The sequence below is a fragment of the Pseudomonas sp. 30_B genome, from assembly GCF_017491605.1.
Taxonomy (GTDB): Bacteria; Pseudomonadota; Gammaproteobacteria; order Pseudomonadales; family Pseudomonadaceae; genus Pseudomonas.
Window position 1 is genome coordinate 81,206 of record NZ_JAFGYY010000013.1, and the last position, 18,803, is coordinate 100,008.

The window sequence follows — 18,803 nt, forward strand, 5'->3', positions numbered from 1 at the left end:
TGACGGGAGTTATTAGCACCTTGTTTAAGCTCCAGTACCTGACTTTCGCGAGATAGAATATGTCCGTATATATTTTGTTTTTCCTATTGGTTACTGGGCTTTTGCTTGTTGCCCGAAGGTTACCTAGTTATCAATCCTCTATTTTGGTGGGCATAGTTTTTATTATCCTGCTTTTGTTCGCAGGACTCCGAGGTCTGGTGGGGTCCGACACGTACTCCTACCTCACTGCCTATAACAACTTATCCGACAACGACTATTTTTTTTACTTACTCGGAAGAATGGAACCATTATTTGTCATTCTTGCGTGGGCACACAGCCACATCTTCAATAGCGGCTTTCTTTATATCTTCACAATATCATTGATTCAGATTTTTTTGCTTTGGAAAATTTGTGAAAACAGCGCTGACAGATGCCTATTCTTGGTGGCTTATGTTTTAGTTTTTTACTTAAATTTCCACTTCAATATTACGAGAGCTGCTATTGCTTCCATGCTGCTCTTGTATTCCCTGTGCAGCAAGTCTCGCTCCACAAGCATTCTCGCGGCGATTCTAGCGCCTGGATTTCATGTTTCCGTTCTATTATTTTACCCCCTGCTTTTTTCTCGCCTGGGAACAAAGTGGATCTTGATACTTCTTCTTTCTCTTTTTGCAGCCCTTGCTGTCTTCTATCAAGAGCTATATGATTTTTCTCTGAAATTCTTGTTTTATCTGGATTATTTACGAGGCGACTCATCAGGCCTTTCCTGGTATGGAACTTTGATTACCATCAATGTTTTGGCCTCTATCCTTTTACTACCAAGAGTTAGCTATCTATTCTTTGGCAGCGCCATACTCCTTATTCTCTCTGCGGTTGCTTATAGCTTTTACCCTATCGCCTACAGATTTATAGTTATCGCCCTGCTGATATACCTATTCCTTATCCTGGAAGTTCTTTCCAAATCAAGATATTCATGGGGCTATATATTCTTCTGGGCTCCTGTCGCTTTAACCTTTAGCGTTTTGATATATGGAATTTCAGAAGAAAGAACGATTCTGGAGCAAAGAATCGCCTCTGGTGAACCACTTGATAACGCCTTGGAGTCAACATATATACCGTATGAGTTTTATTGGCAGGACGAGAGCATTGATAAACTCTAAATTTCAACTCCTCTTTTTAGCAATTTACCTCTAGAAATATTCAATTATTAACAACTAACGGCGACTAGGTGATGCTCAGTATTTTAATGTCGGTAAAAAATGAGGTGCGCTATATCGAGTCAGCTCTTCGCTCTATTGAGCCAGCATCATCCACAGATCTTGAGGTGGTAGTAGTGGACGACGGCTCCACTGACTCCACACCTGATCTGGTAGAAAGTCTAAAATTGCCATTTGTTAAGCTTGTGCGGACGCCTGGAATAGGCAAGGCAGCAGCCTACAGCTTGGCGTATGCGCATGCCCAAGGCTCCTGCTTCGTCCTGTTTGCGGGCGATGACCTTCTTGTTCCTGAAGTGCTTGAAAAGCGGATAGCTCCGCTACGCACCCGCGAGACTGACATCCCCGCAGTGACCTTCTGTAAGTTAAGGTCTTTTTCCGAGCACGAAAAGTACGATGGAATGGTGCTACCGAAGAACATTGGGCTAGGCTTGGAGTCTGGCGGATGTATAGCTTTTAATCGAAAATTTGCTGAACAAGCATTCCCCATACCCTCTAACTTAGCAAATGAAGATAGCTGGCTCATGCTGCAAGTTCGATATTTAGGCGTAAAAGTAGATCACATACCTCTTGTCGGCCTCCTGTATCGAATCCATGAGAATAATAGTTACAGGCGCGGAGTTTCATTTACACAGGTCAACGAGCAGATGTGGCTGCGACAAAGAGCCATTTTTTATTTTTACGAAAAGTATCGAGACCGATTGTCGGCTGAACAGCAGAGACAGATTCTGCTCGAATTTTCGCTTCAGCTATTAAGATATTTAGGAAAGCCTCTATTGCTGATGTCTTTAAGCGGACTTTCGCTTAACGCTCGGATAAAATCTCTCTTCAACTCTACGTCGACACTCTATTCAGTTCGAGAACGTTTTTATAAGTTCTTTTCTGGCAGATAATTTGTGCGAATTCTTATCCTGTCCCAGTACTTCAACCCTGAAAGCTTCATCATTAATGATGTGGCGCGTACTCTTGTTGCTCAAGGGTGCGAAGTCAGCGTAGCTACAGGTAAACCAAACTACCCTGACGGCGAGGTTTTCCCCGGCTATAGAGCTGGCGGGGTCCAACGTGAGGTTTTTGCAGAGACGGTAGAGGTGACTCGGGTTCCACTATGGCCGCGAGGTAAGGGAGGAGCTAGAAATCTGGTCTTGAATTACCTCTCGTTTGTCCTCTGCGGAATTTTCTTTTTCCCGTGGCTGCTGAGAAAGCGCAAGTTCGACGCCATTCTGGTTTTCGCGCCCTCGCCTATCACCCAGGTCATTCCGGCCATCCTTCTTAAATGGCTGAAAAAAGCTCACCTGGCCGTATGGGTTCAGGATCTGTGGCCGGAAAGCCTAGAGGCCACAGGATTCATCAGGCAGCGATACCTTCTCAGGGCTGCAGGCTATCTAGTCAGAGGGATTTATGCAGGATGCGATACCCTGCTGGTTCAGTCCCGGGCATTCGTCGAGCCCGTGGCACGCTATGCGCGGCGTGAAAAAATCATCTATTTCCCAAACTCAATAGCGCCGCAGGCGCCACCCCAAACGGTGGAGAGAATTCCTCTCGAATTGGCTGAGGAGCTTGAGCAGCATTTCAGCGTTGTTTTCGCAGGCAATCTAGGAACGGCCCAAGCTGTCGAGACGCTGCTCGAAACAGCTATCCAACTGAAACACGACCCTGAAATCCGCTTGGTACTTGTCGGCAGCGGTAGTCGCCTCTCCTGGTTACAGGCACAAAAGCAGGCGCACGGGTTGGATAACCTTTTGTTGCCAGGGCGTTTCCCGATGGAGTCGATGCCGCAGATATTCGACCGCTCAGCATCCTTGCTGGTCTCGCTCAAGGATGAGGATATCTTCGCCCAGACGATACCGAGCAAGATTCAAGCTTATCTTGCAGCTGGGCGACCGATTATCGCTTCGTTGCGTGGCGAGGGGGCAAGGGTCGTCGCTGAGGCGGGTGCGGGGGAAGCCTGTAAGCCGGAAGATGCTACCGCGCTGGCAGCATTGATCCGCTCCATGAAAGGTCGACCTGCTGCCGAACTGCAGGCCATGGGGCTGGCAGGTAAGGCATATTTCAATGAACATTTCGAGATGAGCAGCCAGGTGGCACGCCTGGTGGAGATTCTTGAGACTCAGAGCAAGGGACAAAAGTGATGCGCATCTTGGTATTGGGCGTAACCGGCATGCTGGGCAGTGCCGTATATAGATCGTTTAGCCACGACTCGAAGTACGAAGCCTGGGGCACAATGCGTAGTGCCGGAGCGCTGCAGCATTTCGCTGAGCAGAGCCGACCACGCCTGCTGACCGGAGTAGATGTGCTCGATCAGGATACACTGGTCAGTGTGCTGGAGCGCGTCCGCCCGGATGTCGTCATCAACTGTGTAGGCTTGATCAAACAGTTGGCCGACGCCAAAGACCCTTTGTCAGCCTTGCCGATTAACGCCATGCTGCCACATCGGTTGGCAAAACTCTGTGGTTTGGCGGGTGCCCGATTGATCCATGTGAGCACGGATTGTGTGTTCTCCGGCCATAAGGGAATGTATGCCGAGCATGATCTGTCGGATGCGGAGGATCTTTACGGGAAGTCGAAGTTCATTGGTGAACTGCATGATATGCCGCATGCGATTACGCTGCGCACCTCCATCATCGGGCATGAGATCGGCAGTCATTTCTCCTTGGTGGACTGGTTCCTTTCCCAGAAGGCTCCGGTCAAAGGCTATGCCAAAGCCATATTCTCCGGATTGCCCACTGTCGAACTGGCTCGAGTGATGAAAGAGTATGTAATCCCTAATCCCGAACTGCATGGTCTTTACCACGTATCGGTCGAGCCGATTGACAAGCTGTCGCTGCTTAGGCTGGTAGCCGAGGTCTACGGGCACCAGATCCAGATCACTCCAGACGAGCAGGTCCGTATCGACCGCTCGTTGGACTCGTCCCGCTTCCGTCAGGCCACAGGTTACCTCCCCCCGACCTGGCCTGAACTGATCAAAATGATGCGTGACCAGCGTTAATTCTTATATTTCCAAGTGTGGTGGCTGCTTATGTTCGATGACAAAGTCTTGATGATCACCGGTGGTACCGGCTCCTTCGGTAATACTGTGTTGAAGCGTTTTCTCGATACCAATGTCAAGGAAATCCGGGTATTCAGCCGGGACGAGAAGAAGCAGGAGGATATGCGGATTGCCTTGGCCAACGACAAGGTCAAGTTCTATATCGGCGATGTACGTAATTACGATAGCGTCTCTCAGGCCATGGTCGGAGTTGACTATATCTTCCATGCGGCGGCTCTGAAGCAGGTGCCTTCCTGCGAGTTCTACCCCATGGAGGCCGTCCGTACCAATGTCATCGGTACGGAGAACGTGCTGAACGCGGCAATTGCCACGGGCGTCAAGCGTGTGGTGGTGCTCAGTACTGACAAAGCTGTTTATCCGATCAACGCAATGGGCATCTCCAAGGCTATGGCGGAGAAACTCATGGTTGCCAAGTCGCGGATGATTCCTGAGTCCGGGCCGGTTATCTGCGCAACTCGCTACGGTAACGTGATGGCTTCGCGTGGCTCGGTGATCCCACTGTTCATCAGCCAACTCAAGAGCGGCGAGCCGCTGACCGTCACGGATCCGAACATGACCCGCTTCTTGATGTCGCTGGAGGATTCCGTGGACCTCGTGCTGCATGCCTTCGAGCATGCAGAGCAGGGCGATATCTTTGTGCAGAAAGCTCCCGCCTCGACGGTGGCGGATCTTGCCCAGGCGCTCAAGGAGCTGTTCTCCCGCGACAATCCGGTAAAGGTTATCGGTACTCGACACGGCGAGAAGCTATATGAATCGCTGATCTCCCGCGAGGAGATGGCCAAGGCTGAAGACATGGACCGCTATTACCGAATCCCGGCGGATAACCGCGACCTCAACTATAAAAAGTTTTTCGTCGAGGGCGAGCAACATATTTCCGAGCTGGATGACTACACCTCGCACAATACCGAACGCCTTAGCATTCAAGGTATCAAGGATGTATTGCTGAAGCTGGATTACATTCAGGAGCAACTCGATGCTTAAGGTGATGACGCTGGTCGGCACCCGTCCGGAGCTGATCAAGATGAGTCGTGTGATCGCGGAACTGGATAAGCAGGTTCAGCATGTGCTGGTGCATTCGGGGCAGAACTACGACTTTGAATTGAACCAGGTATTTTTCGATGATCTGGAGATTCGCAAGCCAGATCATTTCCTGGGAGCAGCTGGTGATACCGCAGCGAAGACCATCGCCGAAGTGATTGCCAAGGCAGATGAAGTATTCGAACTGGAAAAGCCCGATGCTCTCTTGCTGTATGGCGATACGAACACCTGCCTGGCGGTTATCGCAGCCAAACGCCGCAAAATTCCCGTATTCCACATGGAGGCAGGGAATCGTTGCTTCGACCAACGCGTGCCGGAGGAGTTGAACCGCAAGGTCCTCGATCACCTGAGCGATATCAACATGGTGCTGACCGAACATGCGCGTCGGTACCTGATTGCAGAGGGAATTCGCCCGGAAACTATCATCAAGACCGGCTCGCATATGGAGGAGGTACTGGATTACTACATGCCGAGTATCCAGGCTTCGGATGTGCTGCAGCGCGAAGGACTGGAGGAAGGCAAGTTCTTCATCATCAGTACCCATCGGGAAGAGAATGTTGATACACCAGGGAATCTCCGCGATCTACTGGAAACCCTGCGAGCACTGGCCGAAACGTACCAATACCCAATCATCGTCTCCACGCATCCTCGTACCCGCAAGCGTTTAGAGGCGCTGGGCGAGTCGCTGGATCATCCACTGATCCGCTTCGTCAAGCCGTTCGGTCTGCTGGACTATATCAAGCTGCAGATGTCGGCGTTCTGCGTACTGTCCGACAGCGGCACCATAACCGAAGAAGCTTCGCTGCTTAATCTGCCAGCCATTACCATTCGCAATGCCCACGAACGGCCTGAGGGCATGGACGAAGGTACGTTGATCATGAGCGGCTTGAAAACGGATCGCGTACTGGATGCGGTCCGTGTGGTAACCAGCCAGCACGACCGGGCTCGTCGAGTAATGCCTGTGGTGAAGGATTATCAGGCTGGCCCTGTATCGAAACAGGTAGTCCGGGTAGTGCTTAGCTATACCGACTACATCAACCGTACGGTCTGGTCGAAGGCCTGAGTACTGCAGGGGTAATGCATGCGAGTTTTGCTGACTGGCGCGACCGGTTTTGTTGGTGCGGGACTAACCAAGCGGATATCTGAGCTGACAAACCTGCAGTTGTTCGCAGCTGTGCGTCAGCAAGCGCGTAGTTTTCCAAGTGGTGTCACTGCTGTACCGGTTGCGGATCTGGCATCCGATACGGATTGGGGCGAAGCACTGGAGGGCGTCGAAGTCGTTATCCATAGTGCAGCCCGCGTCCACATCATGAATGACGAAGCCACAGATCCGCTCGCTGAATACCGCAGGGTCAACGTGTCAGGTACCTTGAACTTGGCTCGACAGGCAGTCGATGCAGGTGTGAAGCGATTTGTCTTCATCAGTTCGATCAAGGTCAACGGTGAAGGGACCCCGCTCGGCCGTTCCTTCAAGGCAGACGATGCTCCAGCCCCTGCGGACCCCTACGGAGCTTCCAAGCTGGAGGCTGAACGAGGATTGCTGGCCCTTGCACATGAAACGGGGCTGGAGGTGGTGATCATCCGCCCCGTGCTGGTGTATGGACCCGGCGTCAAAGCCAACTTTCTCAGCATGATGAGTTGGTTGCAGCGACGGCTCCCTTTGCCTCTGGGCGCTATCCACAACAAGCGCAGTATGGTCGCTCTGGACAACCTCGTAGACCTGATCATTACCTGTATCGACCACCCCCAGGCGGCTAACGAGGTGTTTCTCGTCAGCGATGGTGAAGACCTGTCTACTACCGAATTGTTGCGGCGTACTGGCCGAGCACTCGGGAGACCGGCAATGTTGTTGCCAGTACCCGAATCCTTGCTGAAATTCGCGGCCCGCTTGTTGGGTAAGCCAGGGATCGCTCAACGCTTGTGTGGTTCGTTGCAGGTCGATATTTCCAAGACCCGGACGCTATTGGGTTGGACTCCCCCCGTCACAGTTGATGATGCACTGATCAAGACGGCTCGTTATTTCCAGGATCGGCGTTAAATGTCTCTTTGGTTTCTTCTGCCAGCCGCAGCTGGCTTTGCGCTATTTCTGACGGGAGTGCTGCGTCGCTATGCATTGGCCCGCAGCATTATCGATGTTCCCAATGCACGCAGCTCACATACGATTCCTACCCCTCGGGGCGGAGGGGTTTCGATTGTCGTGAGCTTTCTGCTGGCTTTGCCGTTGGCTGCTGTTTTCGGTTCGGCAGGCTGGCCCGTCGTCCTGGCGCTTCTGGGGGCGGGAGCAGGTATCGCTCTGCTGGGATTCCTCGATGATCACGGTCATATAGCCGCCCGCTGGCGGTTGCTTGGACATTTCTCCGGAACAGCCTGGGCGTTGTTCTGGCTGGGCGGCTTGCCGTCTTTGTCCGTGCTAGGCGTCGAACTTGATCTTGGTTGGGCGGGTTATCTGTTAGCCGCCCTCTATCTGGTCTGGCTATTGAATCTCTACAACTTCATGGACGGCATCGATGGTATCGCCAGCATTGAGGCCATCTGCGTTTGCGTCGGGGGGGCCTTGCTCTATGCCTTATCAGGGCATGTGCATGATGCAGCGCTACCGTTGTTATTGGCGGCGGCTGTGGCAGGCTTTCTGTTCTGGAACTTCCCTCCGGCCCGAATTTTCATGGGGGATGCCGGTAGCGGTTTTTTGGGGATCGTCCTAGGCATACTATCGTTACAGGCTGCCTGGGTTGAATCTCAGCTGTTCTGGAGCTGGCTGATTCTGCTTGGCGTTTTCATTGTCGATGCAACCTTTACTTTGCTGCGCCGCTTGCTGCGGGGTGACAAGGTGTACGAGGCGCATCGCAGTCATGCCTACCAATACGCTTCACGCCAATTCGGTCGACATCTCCCGGTCACCCTTGCCGTCGGACTGATCAATCTGCTGTGGCTGCTGCCAATCGCGCTTTGGGTCTGTTCGGGGGAGCTGGACGGAGTGCTGGGGATCTTGCTCGCGTATACACCTCTCCTGCTTTTGGCGGTCAAGTTTCGAGCGGGTGAGTTGGAGCGAGCATGAGTTCAGAGCGTACTTTGCTGATATTGGGGGCCGGAGGGCACGGCAAGGCAGTTGCCGAGGCTGCTTTGCTTTCTGGCGAATGGCAACGGGTGCTATTCGTGGATGACCGCTGGCCACAGTTGACAGAGTCATTCGGTATTTCAGTGGTCGGTAATCTGGGCTGCCTGGAGCGCTTGTCAGACCAGGTTGATGCCGGTATCGCGGCTGTTGGCAACAACGAACTGCGTGAGGTCTGGCAGACGGCTTTAGTTGCGGCCCGGATCCCGCTGGCCTGTGTGGTGCATCCGAGAGCGTGGGTGAGTCCGTCTGCGGATGTCGGACCTGGAACCGCAGTTATGGCAATGGCCGTCGTTGGTACTGACGCGCGGCTCGGGCGAGGAGTGATTGTGAACGCCGGGGCTATAGTTGATCACGATGCGCAGGTGGGAGATTTTGGCCATTTGGGTGTCGGTGTCAGCCTGGCCGGTGGTGTGCATGTGGCATCCGCAGCCTGGCTGCAGGCGGGATGCAGTGCGGGTTATGGCGTTGTGGTTGAGAGTACAGCCGTGCTGGCGCCTGGCACGGTGCTGAAAGCAAAGGACTGAGGAATAGACATGGTGTGGCAATGGAGTAATCAAATTCGTCAACGACTCTTGCGCTTGCCCAGGCGGCACAAGCGCTGCCTGCAAGTCGTTGTCGACGTCGTCCTGGTCTGGATTGCCCTCTGGCTGGCTTTCGTCGTTCGCCTGGGCGAATTCGACGCCGTTCGTCCTTTCAATGGCCATGGGTGGTTGTTCGTTATCGCTCCTCTGATTGCCCTACCGCTCTTTATTCGTTTCGGCATGTACCGGGCGGTGATGCGCTACCTGGGCAACGATGCATTGGTCGCCATTGCCAAGGCGGTTTCGCTTTCGGCCCTGCTGCTGGCCCTGGTGATTTATTGGTACCGCGGCAGCACAGTGAATGTTCCGCGTTCGATGGTGTTCAACTATTGGTGGCTGAGCCTCATGCTGCTTGGCGGATTACGCCTGGCGATGCGTCAGTTCTTCATGGGCGACTGGTTCGATCCCCGGGCACGAGCCAATATCGCCCGAGGTGACGGGCGTATACGCGTAGCCATTTATGGTGCGGGCGCTGCGGGCAATCAGTTGGTAGCGGCCTTGCGCATGGGCCGCACCCTGCTGCCGGTGGCATTTATCGATGACGATTCGTCCATAGCTGGCCGAGTCATTTCGGGATTGCAGGTATACAAGCCCAAGCATATCGCGCAGTTGATCGATGAAACTGCAGCAAGCGAGGTGTTGCTGGCCATTCCGTCGGCGTCTCGTGGGCGTCGTCGTGAAATGTTGGGAATGCTCGAAGCGTATCCACTGCATGTCCGTTCGGTGCCGGGAGTCATGGACCTCGCCAGCGGCAAGGTCAAGGTCGACGATCTGCAGGAAGTCGACATTGCCGACCTGCTCGGGCGCGATGCCGTGCCGCCGCAGCAGGAGCTGTTCGAGCGTTGCATCAAGAGGCAGTCGGTACTGGTTACAGGAGCCGGTGGCTCGATCGGTTCGGAGTTGTGCAGGCAGATTCTGTCTTCCGGGGCTCGGGTGCTGATTCTGTTCGAGCATTCCGAATTCAATCTCTACAGCATTCACAGCGAGTTGGAGCGGCGCATCGTTCGCGAATCGCTGAAGATCCAGCTGGTGCCGATACTCGGCTCGATTCGCAATCCAGTTCGACTGCAGGATGTATTGAAAACCTGGCAGGTGAATACTGTTTATCACGCGGCGGCCTACAAACATGTGCCAATGGTGGAGCACAACATCGCCGAGGGCGTACTGAACAATCTGCTTGGCACCCTGTATACCGCGCAGTCGGCAATCAAGGCGGGAGTGGCGAATTTCGTACTGATTTCGACCGACAAGGCGGTGCGGCCGACCAACGTCATGGGCAGCACCAAGCGACTGGCGGAAATGGTGCTGCAAGCGCTGAGCCGAGAGGCTGCACCGGCATTGCATGGCGACGGTAGCGTTCACCAGGTGAACAAGACCCGTTTCACCATGGTGCGTTTCGGCAATGTCCTGGGCTCTTCCGGCTCGGTGATTCCGCTGTTCCGTGAGCAGATCAAGCGCGGCGGCCCGGTCACTGTTACCCACCCGAATATCACACGTTACTTCATGACCATTCCGGAAGCTGCACAGCTGGTTATTCAGGCAGGGTCCATGGGGCAAGGCGGCGACGTGTTCGTGCTCGATATGGGCAGCCCAGTGAAGATTGTCGACCTGGCCGAGAAGATGATCAGGTTGTCGGGGCTCAGCGTGCGCTCCGAGTCCGATCCGCATGGGGATATCTCCATCGAGTTTTCCGGGTTGCGCCCAGGCGAGAAGCTCTACGAAGAGCTTCTGATTGGCGACAACGTGCAGCCAACCGAGCATCCCATGATCATGCGTGCCAATGAGGAATACCTTTCCTGGGATGTACTCAAGGAGCGCGTGGAAGCGTTGCTCACGGCTGTTGAAGCGGATGATTTTGTTCAGGTTCGGCAACTGCTACGTGAAACCGTCAGCGGTTATGTCCCGGATGGAGACATCGTCGATCACATCTATATCCAACGCCGAACGGACATGTGAGGCCATGGTTTAACCGGCTATTTGCAGGGTAGTTGTCACTTGAACATCTCACCCTGCGGCAGCGTGTTCTGTAACATCCGACACTGCTGACGGCTGGCTGGCCTCTACCGGACGATACTGCCCGGCAACCTCTGCAGGTTGCCGTATCACCTCCACAATGCCCCTGATCCAAGACGCCCCTCGTCACATCAGGTCCAACTCTGTCCTCGGCTGGACTGCTGCACACTCTGAACAGTGATCAGCCTGGACAAGCGGGCCGACGCCGGCAACCGAGCGAGCCTGGCCGACCTCGATGACGACGACAAGCGAGCCTTTGTCCATGACGATGCAGGGCATGTGGACAAGACCTACAATGCCAGAGGCTGGAACGAGAAATCCCGGCAAGAAGTGGTAGACCACGTCTGTGACGGACTCGACCGGGAGTCTCCTCGCAACGAAGGTCCCGGCACCGTGAGCAGATTCACTTCCTCAAGGGCAGCCCCTGCCACGATCACCGCTGCGCCATCGATGCCATGCTCCTGGAGTGTGGGTTGGACCGGAGCTGGCAGAGACCTTTGATAGTGGAACTGCCAAATCGCCCGCGGGCCCCGAAAGCGTTGCCAGCGGGCCTATCGTCAATGACTGAGCCAACAGTGCATATGAACGACATTCTGATCCTCGGGGCCAACGGCCAGGTCGGCTGGGAGTTGCAACGCTCTCTATCCCCCCTGGGTCAGCTGACCATCTGCGATCGCCAGCGCGGCAACCTGGAGGACACCGAGGGTCTACGTTCGCTGGTGCAGTCCATACGCCCTGCTATCATCGTCAACGCCGCTGCCTATACCTCAGTCGACAAGGCGGAGGCCGACGTCGACCGGGCACGTCGGGTGAATGCCGAGGCCGCCTGCGTGCTGGCAGAACTGGCTGCCGACCTGGACGCCTGGCTCGTACATTATTCGACCGACTATGTATTCGACGGCAGCGGCACCCAACCCTTCCGCGAAAACGACCCTACCGGACCACTCAACATCTATGGCAGAACGAAGCTGGAGGGCGATCAGGCGATTCTCAACAGTAATTGCCGCCACCTGATCTTCCGTACCAGTTGGGTCTATGCCGCGCGCGGTACGAACTTCGCCAGGACCATGCTGCGCCTGGCGGCGGAACGCGAGGAGCTGCGCGTGATTGCCGATCAGGTCGGCGCACCAACCAGTGCCGAATTGATCGCCGACGTCACCGCCCAGGTGCTCGCACAGCTACGCTATCGTCCTGACGCCCGATCGCTTGCCGGCCTCTATCACCTAACCGCAGATGGCGCGGTCAGCTGGCACGGCTACGCGCGCTTCGTGATCGAGCAGGCCATCGCCCTGGGGTTGCCGCTTCGCACCCTGTCAGAGCAGATTCTGCCAATCCCTACCCAGGACTACCCACTACCGGCAACACGCCCCAAAAACTCTCGCCTCGATACCCGCAAACTGCGGGAAACGTTCGGCCTGAACCTGCCTGCATGGGAAACTCACGTGAAGCGGATGCTGATCGAACTGGCGGGAGAAAAAGCCGCATGAAGCGTAAAGACATCCGGGAATGTTGATCATCTTTACACCAGAGGACGCTCCACCGAATCAGTAACTGCCGGGCGACGGCAACCAATGAGGCATCGGGATCGCCAAGAGCCTCCCCTGACACGCGGCGAACTGGAAATCACCGACGTTAATCACATCCGCCTGGAAAAGAGCGAGTTGTCGGTTGAGATCCTGGGACGCGGCTATGCTGGCTGAATACCGGCATCCGTGAATCCCTGCTCGAAGCCGGTCAACTCATCACAACCTTGGAGAACCGGCAGGGACTCAAGGTCGCGTGCCCGGACGAGACTACCTCCCGCCAGGGATGGATCGGTCCGGAAGTCCTGCCAAAGCTGGTCGTACCGCTGCCCCAAGCGGGCACGGCCTGTATCTCCAACGCCTCCTGACACAGACGGTGCACCGATGAACGTCACCCCGCTGGCCATTCCCGATGTTCTATTGATCGAACCCCAGGTATTCGCTGATAGCCGTGGCTTCTTCTTCGAAAGCTACAACCAGCAGAAACTCGAACAGTCGATCGCCCGCAAGATCAATTTCGTACAGGACAACCACTCCTGCTCGTCCCGTGGTGTGCTGCGCGGCCTGCACTATCAAATTCGCCAGGCCCAGGGAAAATTGGTGCGCGTCGTTCGGGGCGCGGTGTTTGATGTCAGCGTGGACATCCGTCGTGGCTCGCCGACCTTCGGCCAGTGGGTCGGACAAGTCCTCAGCGAAGAGAACAGACGACAGGTATGGATTCCCGAAGGCTTCGCCCACGGTTTCCTGGTGCTCAGCGAAAGTGCCGAGTTTCTCTACAAAACCACGGATTTCTGGGCGCCGGAACATGAGCGCTGCATCGCCTGGAACGATCCGGAACTCGCCATCGACTGGCCACTCGACGCAGAGCCGGTACTGTCCGGGAAGGACCGAGAAGGGCGCCGTCTGGCAGACGCCGAACTCTTCGACTGAGGCCCCGAGAGACAGTTGTCCGCGAGCGAGCCGCAAGGGGCTGAGCAGTTCGCCGGATGCAACCTGCCCGGCATTGATCGGTGTAGCATCCACAGCGAATACGCCCCCACGCGATGTATGCCGACTTGAACCTTCACCTCACCCGCTGGCGCTCGCTGGCTCTTCTCGCCCTGCTGCTGGCGCCGCTGCTCTGGCCGCTGCACCACTTCGCCGAACGCTACTACAGCCAGCAGATCGCCCAGCAGAACCAGCAGACCCTCGACCTCTACGTCGCCAACCTGCTCGGTACGTTGCGCCGCTATGAGGACCTGCCGCCGATCCTCGGCGAGCTTCCGACGCTACGGGCCGCGCTCCAGTCTCCCGGCAACCTGCTCCTGCAGAACGCCGCCAATCTCGAACTGGCGCGAATCCGCGGGCGCACCGGCGCCGACGTGATCTACCTGATGCAACCGGACGGCCTGACCCGCGCCGCCTCCAACTGGGATCAGCCCGACAGCTTCGTCGGCCGCAACTTCTCGTTCCGTCCTTACTATAAGGAAGCGATGCAGGGGCGCCCCGCGCGCTTCTTCGGCCTGGGCACCACTTCCAAGCGTCGCGGCTACTTCTTCGCCAGCGAGGTGCGCGACGGGGATACGCTGCTGGGTGTGCTGGTGGTGAAGGTCGACCTGGAACACATGGAACAGCTGTGGGGCAATACGCCCGACCAGTTACTGGTGATGGACAGCGACGGCGTGGTCATCCTGTCGTCCAACAAGGCCTGGCGCTTCCATACCAGCCGCGAGCTGTCGCCGGCCAAGCAGCGCGAAATCGCTGAGAACATCCCCTACCCCGTCCTGCATCCCGCACCGCTGAAGATCGACCAGCGCCGCTGGATCAGCCAGAGCCGCCAATTGCCGGAAACCGGCTGGACCGTCAGCATCTATACCCCGCGCACCCAGGTCGACGGCCCGGTGCGCAGCGTCGTGCTGATCGGCGCGGCCACCCTCGTCGCGCTGCTTCTGCTGCTGTCGCTGCTGACCATCAGCCGCCGTCACTACCTCGAACGCATCGAACTGGAGGCTCAGGCCAAGCACGAGCTGGAGCTGCGTGTTCAGGAGCGCACCCAGGAACTGGAAGATGCCAACACCCGCCTGCAGGAAGAGGTCCGCAACCGCGAACAGGCCCAGCGCGAACTCATGCATGCCCAGGACGAGGTGGTACAGGCCGGCAAGCTGACCGCACTGGGCACCATGTCCGCCAGCATCAGCCACGAACTCAACCAGCCGCTGGCGGCGATCCGCAGCTACGCCGACAACGCCCGCGTGCTGCTCGACCACGAGCGCTACGATGATGCCCGCGGCAACCTCCAACAGATCGGCGAGCTGACCGGACGCATGGCCTCGATCATCGGCCACCTCAAGGCCTATGCCCGTGGCGCCCGGCGCGCGCCGGAGAACGTCGCCCTGCAGCCGGCGATCAACGATGCCCTGGCGCTGGTCGCGCCGCGCCGGCAGGCGATGAACGTGGAACTGCTGCGCGACCTGCCGGATGCCGCGATCTGGGTGCAGGCCGGCGAGACCCGGCTACGGCAGATTCTCTCCAACCTGCTGTCCAACGCCCTCGACGCCCTCACGGAGAAGGCGCCACCGCGACGCATCTGGCTGACCGCCGAGCAGACGCCCGAGCGCATCATCCTGTCCCTGCGCGACAACGGCCCCGGCTTCTCCGAGCAGGCGCTGGCCCATGCCCGCGAACCCTTCTTCACCACCAAGACCAGCGCCAAGGGCCTTGGCCTGGGCCTCGCCATCTGCGACACCCTGTTACGAACGCTCGGCGGTCATCTGGAATTGGGGAATCACCCCGAGGGCGGCGCTCTCGTACAATTACACCTGTTGCCGGGCATCCCCGGCGTGACTTCGACGCCGCAGGAGGAAACCCGCGCATGAGTTTGGCCGCGCCCTTCGATCCCACCACCCAGGTGCTGCTGATCGACGATGATCCGCATCTGCGCCAGGCACTGTGCCAGACCCTCGACCTGGCCGGCTTCAAGGTCATCGCCCTGGCCGATGCGCGCCAGCTCGATACCCAGCAGGCGCGGGACTGGCCCGGCGTGATCGTCAGCGATATCCGCATGCCCGGCATCGACGGTCTGCAGTTGCTGGAGCAGTTGCACGCGCAGGACGCCGAACTTCCGGTGATCCTGGTCACTGGTCACGGCGACGTCCCGCTGGCGGTCAAGGCCATGCGCTCGGGCGCCTATGACTTCCTGGAAAAACCCTTCCCCAGCGATGCATTGCTCGACAGCGTGCGCCGTGCCCTCGATGTGCGTCGCCTGGTGCTGGAGAACCGCAGCCTGCGCCTGGCGCTGTCCGAGCAGAAGGAACTGCGCGGCCGCCTGGTTGGCCAATCCGCCCCCATGCAACGCCTGCAGCAGCAAGTCGCCTCGTTGGCGGCGATCCAGGCGGACGTGCTGATCCTCGGCGAGACCGGCTCGGGCAAGGAGGTGGTCGCCCGCGCCCTGCATGACCTGTCCAGTCGCCGCAACGGTCCCTTTGTCGCCATCAATGCCGGTGCGCTGGCCGAGTCGGTGGTGGAGAGTGAGCTGTTCGGCCATGAGCAAGGCGCGTTCACCGGCGCGCAGAAGCGGCGCATCGGCAAGTTCGAATATGCCAATGGCGGCACGCTGTTCCTCGACGAGATCGAGAGCATGAGCCTGGACGTGCAGGTCAAGCTGCTGCGCCTGCTGCAGGAACGTACTGTCGAGCGCCTGGGCTCCAACCAGCTCATCCCGCTGGATATCCGCATCATCGCCGCCACCAAGGAAGATCTGCGCCTGGCCTCGGACGAAGGCCGCTTCCGCGCCGACCTCTATTACCGCCTGAACGTCGCCAGCCTGCGCATCCCGCCGCTGCGCGAGCGCGGCGACGATATCCTCCTGCTGTTCCAGCACTTCGCCGAACGCGGAGCGCAGCGACACCGCCTGACAGCGCGCCCCCTGGACTCCGCACAGCGCGGGCAGCTGCTGGCCCACGGCTGGCCGGGCAACGTGCGCGAACTGCAGAACGCCGCGGAGCGTTATGCACTGGGACTGGACCTGGGACTCGACGAACTTGGCGCCCAGACGTCTCCGGCCACCACCGGCGCAGGGCTGAACGAACAGGTCGAGGCCTTCGAGCGCTCGCTGATCGCCGCCGAGATGAGCCGTCCGCACAGCTCGCTGCGCAGCCTGGCCGAAGCCCTCGGCGTGCCGCGCAAGACCCTGCACGACAAGCTGCGCAAGCACGGGCTGCTGTTCTCCGGTGGCGGGAATCCCGCCGAGGACGCCGACGGCTGAGCAGGAATCCGCCTATTCAATGAGCGGCCCCATCGGGCAAAGCCCGGAAACTCAAGACGCAGCAGACTGGCACACCCCTTGCTCTTCATTTGTTAATGCGTGTTGCGCATTGCTTCGTGCCGCATCTGCCTGCGGCGCGCCCTCCGGGCCACGAACCCGGCGGTGTCCTTCGGCCCCCATGCCATCTGGCGCCTTCGGCGCTTCGCCGGGCGCAGCGATCCTGCCCCGGCCAATCCCTTCATCTCCCAAGTGACTTCGCCGCCCTCAGGCGCCTTCACTTGCATCAGAACGTTCCTACACACCCGGCCTCTCGCTGCAACCATTGCCCATGGCAAGCGTGCCGCATCGCACATCTGGATGGACGCGGCAGCAAACTGCCACAGCGCTGTCACATAACTGCGATCAAATTTTCACGAAAGCCTCTCTAAATCGGGCATTACTGGGAAATTCCTTCTATCTTGTCAGCGGGGTGAGCGGGGCTGGAGTACCGCTCAATACATTGGATAGCAAGCTATTGACCCACGTCAGGGAGCGTCCCTGACAGACGGCGCTTAATAGCTACACTCTCCAACTTCCTATAGGGAGATTCTTAAATGTCGCAAGAAAGCAGCCAAAAATTAAAACTCGGTGCGCTGACAGCCCTTGTCGTTGGTTCCATGATCGGCGGGGGTATTTTCTCCCTCCCGCAAAACATGGCCGCCAGTGCTGACGTCGGCGCAATTCTCATCGGTTGGGCCATCACCGCGGTCGGGATGCTGACCCTGGCATTCGTCTTCCAGACCCTGGCCAACCGCAAACCTGAACTCGATGGCGGTGTGTACGCCTACGCCAAGGCCGGCTTCGGCGACTACATGGGCTTCTCCTCGGCCTGGGGCTACTGGATCAGCGCCTGGCTCGGCAACGTCGGTTACTTCCTACTTCTCTTCAGCACCCTGGGCTACTTCTTCCCGATCTTCGGCAAGGGCGACACCCTGCCGGCGGTGATCTGTGCCTCGGTGCTGCTGTGGGCCCTGCACTTCCTGGTACTGCGCGGTATCAAGGAAGCGACGTTCATCAACACCATCACCACGGTGGCGAAGATCGTCCCGCTGTTCCTGTTCATCCTGATCTGCCTGTTCGCCTTCAAGCTGGACATCTTCAGCGCTGACATCTGGGGCGCGAGCAATCCGGAACTGGGCAGCGTGATGAACCAGGTGCGCAACATGATGCTGGTCACCGTCTGGGTGTTCATCGGTATCGAAGGCGCGAGCATCTTCTCCTCCCGTGCGGAAAAACGTTCCGACGTCGGCAAGGCCACTGTGATCGGCTTCATCACCGTCCTGCTCCTGCTGGTACTGGTGAACGTACTGTCCATGGGCGTGATGACCCAACCGGAACTGGCCAAGCTGCAGAACCCGTCGATGGCGCTGGTACTGGAGCACGTGGTCGGTCACTGGGGTGCGGTACTGATCAGCGTCGGTCTGCTGATCTCCCTGCTGGGTGCCCTGCTCTCCTGGGTACTGCTGTGCGCCGAGATCATGTTCGCCGCGGCCAAGGACCACACCATGCCGGAGTTCCTCCGCAGGGAGAACGCCAACCAGGTGCCGGCCAACGCCCTGTGGCTGACCAACATCTGCGTGCAGATCTTCCTGGTGGTGACCTTCTTCTCCTCGGGCAGCTCCGACGGGATGGACCCGTACACCAAGATGCTGCTGCTGGCCACCTCGATGATCCTCATCCCGTACTTCTGGTCCGCGGCCTACGCCCTGCTGCTGGCAGTCAAAGGCGAGACCTACGACAAGGACCCGGGTGACCGCACCAAAGACCTGATCATCGCCGGTATCTCGGTCATCTACGCCGTCTGGCTGATCTACGCCGGTGGCCTGAAATACCTGCTGCTGTCGGCGCTGCTGTATGCGCCCGGCGTCATCCTCTTCGCTAAAGCGAAACATGAAGTGGGCCAACCCATCTTCACCAATGTCGAGAAGCTGATCTTCGCGGGTGTCGTCATCGGCGCCCTGATCGCGGCCTACGGCCTCTACGACGGCTTCCTCACTCTGTAACTCTTGGAGACA

General features: G+C 57.6%; 15 protein-coding genes and 1 pseudogene. All 16 read left to right on the plus strand.

Annotated elements, in window-relative coordinates; all coding sequences use genetic code 11:
• The first annotated feature begins 59 nt into the window (after window positions 1–59).
• The 16 genes and pseudogenes from J5M67_RS15990 (at window position 60) to arcD (ending at window position 18,791) form a co-directional block, all read left to right on the plus strand.
• Window positions 60–1,136, plus strand: coding sequence for an EpsG family protein (locus J5M67_RS15990; RefSeq protein ID WP_207886322.1), 1,077 nt, complete (start codon window positions 60–62; stop codon window positions 1,134–1,136).
• Between the two features lie 71 nt (window positions 1,137–1,207).
• Complete coding sequence (locus J5M67_RS15995; protein ID WP_207886323.1) at window positions 1,208–2,083, plus strand: glycosyltransferase; 876 nt, start codon at window positions 1,208–1,210, stop codon at window positions 2,081–2,083.
• 60 nt (window positions 2,084–2,143) lie between these two features.
• On the plus strand, window positions 2,144–3,319 hold the full coding sequence (locus J5M67_RS16000) for a glycosyltransferase family 4 protein (RefSeq protein WP_368735936.1): 1,176 nt from the start codon (window positions 2,144–2,146) through the stop codon (window positions 3,317–3,319).
• Window positions 3,319–4,176 carry an SDR family oxidoreductase gene (locus J5M67_RS16005; RefSeq protein ID WP_207886325.1) on the plus strand — a complete coding sequence of 286 codons (858 nt, stop codon included), beginning with the start codon at window positions 3,319–3,321 and terminating at the stop codon, window positions 4,174–4,176. The genes J5M67_RS16000 and J5M67_RS16005 overlap by 1 nt, the downstream gene beginning before the upstream one ends.
• 30 nt (window positions 4,177–4,206) lie before the next feature.
• Entirely contained in the window at window positions 4,207–5,217 is a 1,011-nt protein-coding gene (locus J5M67_RS16010) for a polysaccharide biosynthesis protein (RefSeq protein WP_207886326.1), read from the plus strand.
• Window positions 5,210–6,337 (plus strand): non-hydrolyzing UDP-N-acetylglucosamine 2-epimerase, encoded by a 1,128-nt coding sequence (wecB, locus tag J5M67_RS16015; protein ID WP_207886327.1) that lies wholly within the window; start codon window positions 5,210–5,212, stop codon window positions 6,335–6,337. The genes J5M67_RS16010 and wecB overlap by 8 nt, the downstream gene beginning before the upstream one ends.
• A gap of 18 nt (window positions 6,338–6,355) precedes the next feature.
• Window positions 6,356–7,312 carry an SDR family oxidoreductase gene (locus J5M67_RS16020; RefSeq protein WP_207886328.1) on the plus strand — a complete coding sequence of 319 codons (957 nt, stop codon included), beginning with the start codon at window positions 6,356–6,358 and terminating at the stop codon, window positions 7,310–7,312.
• Entirely contained in the window at window positions 7,313–8,329 is a 1,017-nt protein-coding gene (locus J5M67_RS16025) for a glycosyltransferase family 4 protein (RefSeq protein ID WP_207886329.1), read from the plus strand.
• Window positions 8,326–8,913 carry an acetyltransferase gene (locus tag J5M67_RS16030; RefSeq protein ID WP_207886330.1) on the plus strand — a complete coding sequence of 196 codons (588 nt, stop codon included), beginning with the start codon at window positions 8,326–8,328 and terminating at the stop codon, window positions 8,911–8,913. Before J5M67_RS16025 ends, J5M67_RS16030 begins: the two co-directional genes overlap by 4 nt.
• A 9-nt stretch (window positions 8,914–8,922) precedes the next feature.
• On the plus strand, window positions 8,923–10,926 hold the full coding sequence (locus tag J5M67_RS16035) for a nucleoside-diphosphate sugar epimerase/dehydratase (protein ID WP_207886331.1): 2,004 nt from the start codon (window positions 8,923–8,925) through the stop codon (window positions 10,924–10,926).
• Window positions 10,927–11,564: 638 nt separating this feature from the next.
• Entirely contained in the window at window positions 11,565–12,470 is a 906-nt protein-coding gene (gene rfbD / locus J5M67_RS16040; protein ID WP_207886332.1) for a dTDP-4-dehydrorhamnose reductase, read from the plus strand.
• Window positions 12,471–12,590: 120 nt separating this feature from the next.
• Window positions 12,591–12,894: pseudogene (locus J5M67_RS29585) on the plus strand (glucose-1-phosphate thymidylyltransferase); the annotation flags it as partial.
• Window positions 12,891–13,436 (plus strand): dTDP-4-dehydrorhamnose 3,5-epimerase, encoded by a 546-nt coding sequence (gene rfbC, locus J5M67_RS16045; protein WP_207886333.1) that lies wholly within the window; start codon window positions 12,891–12,893, stop codon window positions 13,434–13,436. The pseudogene J5M67_RS29585 and the gene rfbC, both read left to right, overlap by 4 nt.
• A gap of 113 nt (window positions 13,437–13,549) precedes the next feature.
• Window positions 13,550–15,361 carry a sensor histidine kinase gene (locus J5M67_RS16050; RefSeq protein ID WP_207886334.1) on the plus strand — a complete coding sequence of 604 codons (1,812 nt, stop codon included), beginning with the start codon at window positions 13,550–13,552 and terminating at the stop codon, window positions 15,359–15,361.
• Entirely contained in the window at window positions 15,358–16,749 is a 1,392-nt protein-coding gene (gene dctD / locus J5M67_RS16055; protein ID WP_207886335.1) for a two-component system response regulator DctD, read from the plus strand. Before J5M67_RS16050 ends, dctD begins: the two co-directional genes overlap by 4 nt.
• A 593-nt stretch (window positions 16,750–17,342) precedes the next feature.
• Window positions 17,343–18,791 (plus strand): arginine-ornithine antiporter, encoded by a 1,449-nt coding sequence (gene arcD, locus J5M67_RS16060; RefSeq protein WP_207886336.1) that lies wholly within the window; start codon window positions 17,343–17,345, stop codon window positions 18,789–18,791.
• Window positions 18,792–18,803: the final 12 nt, after the last annotated feature.

Coding starts and splice junctions, on each gene's coding strand:
- J5M67_RS16005 (WP_207886325.1), top strand. CDS start 3,319: ATGCGCATCTTGGTATTGGGCGTAACCGGCATGCTGGGCAGTGCCGTA.
- rfbC (WP_207886333.1), top strand. CDS start 12,891: ATGAACGTCACCCCGCTGGCCATTCCCGATGTTCTATTGATCGAACCC.
- J5M67_RS15995 (WP_207886323.1), top strand. CDS start 1,208: ATGCTCAGTATTTTAATGTCGGTAAAAAATGAGGTGCGCTATATCGAG.
- wecB (WP_207886327.1), top strand. CDS start 5,210: ATGCTTAAGGTGATGACGCTGGTCGGCACCCGTCCGGAGCTGATCAAG.
- arcD (WP_207886336.1), top strand. CDS start 17,343: ATGTCGCAAGAAAGCAGCCAAAAATTAAAACTCGGTGCGCTGACAGCC.
- J5M67_RS16020 (WP_207886328.1), top strand. CDS start 6,356: ATGCGAGTTTTGCTGACTGGCGCGACCGGTTTTGTTGGTGCGGGACTA.
- rfbD (WP_207886332.1), top strand. CDS start 11,565: ATGAACGACATTCTGATCCTCGGGGCCAACGGCCAGGTCGGCTGGGAG.
- J5M67_RS16010 (WP_207886326.1), top strand. CDS start 4,207: ATGTTCGATGACAAAGTCTTGATGATCACCGGTGGTACCGGCTCCTTC.
- dctD (WP_207886335.1), top strand. CDS start 15,358: ATGAGTTTGGCCGCGCCCTTCGATCCCACCACCCAGGTGCTGCTGATC.
- J5M67_RS16025 (WP_207886329.1), top strand. CDS start 7,313: ATGTCTCTTTGGTTTCTTCTGCCAGCCGCAGCTGGCTTTGCGCTATTT.
- J5M67_RS16050 (WP_207886334.1), top strand. CDS start 13,550: ATGTATGCCGACTTGAACCTTCACCTCACCCGCTGGCGCTCGCTGGCT.
- J5M67_RS16035 (WP_207886331.1), top strand. CDS start 8,923: ATGGTGTGGCAATGGAGTAATCAAATTCGTCAACGACTCTTGCGCTTG.
- J5M67_RS15990 (WP_207886322.1), top strand. CDS start 60: ATGTCCGTATATATTTTGTTTTTCCTATTGGTTACTGGGCTTTTGCTT.
- J5M67_RS16030 (WP_207886330.1), top strand. CDS start 8,326: ATGAGTTCAGAGCGTACTTTGCTGATATTGGGGGCCGGAGGGCACGGC.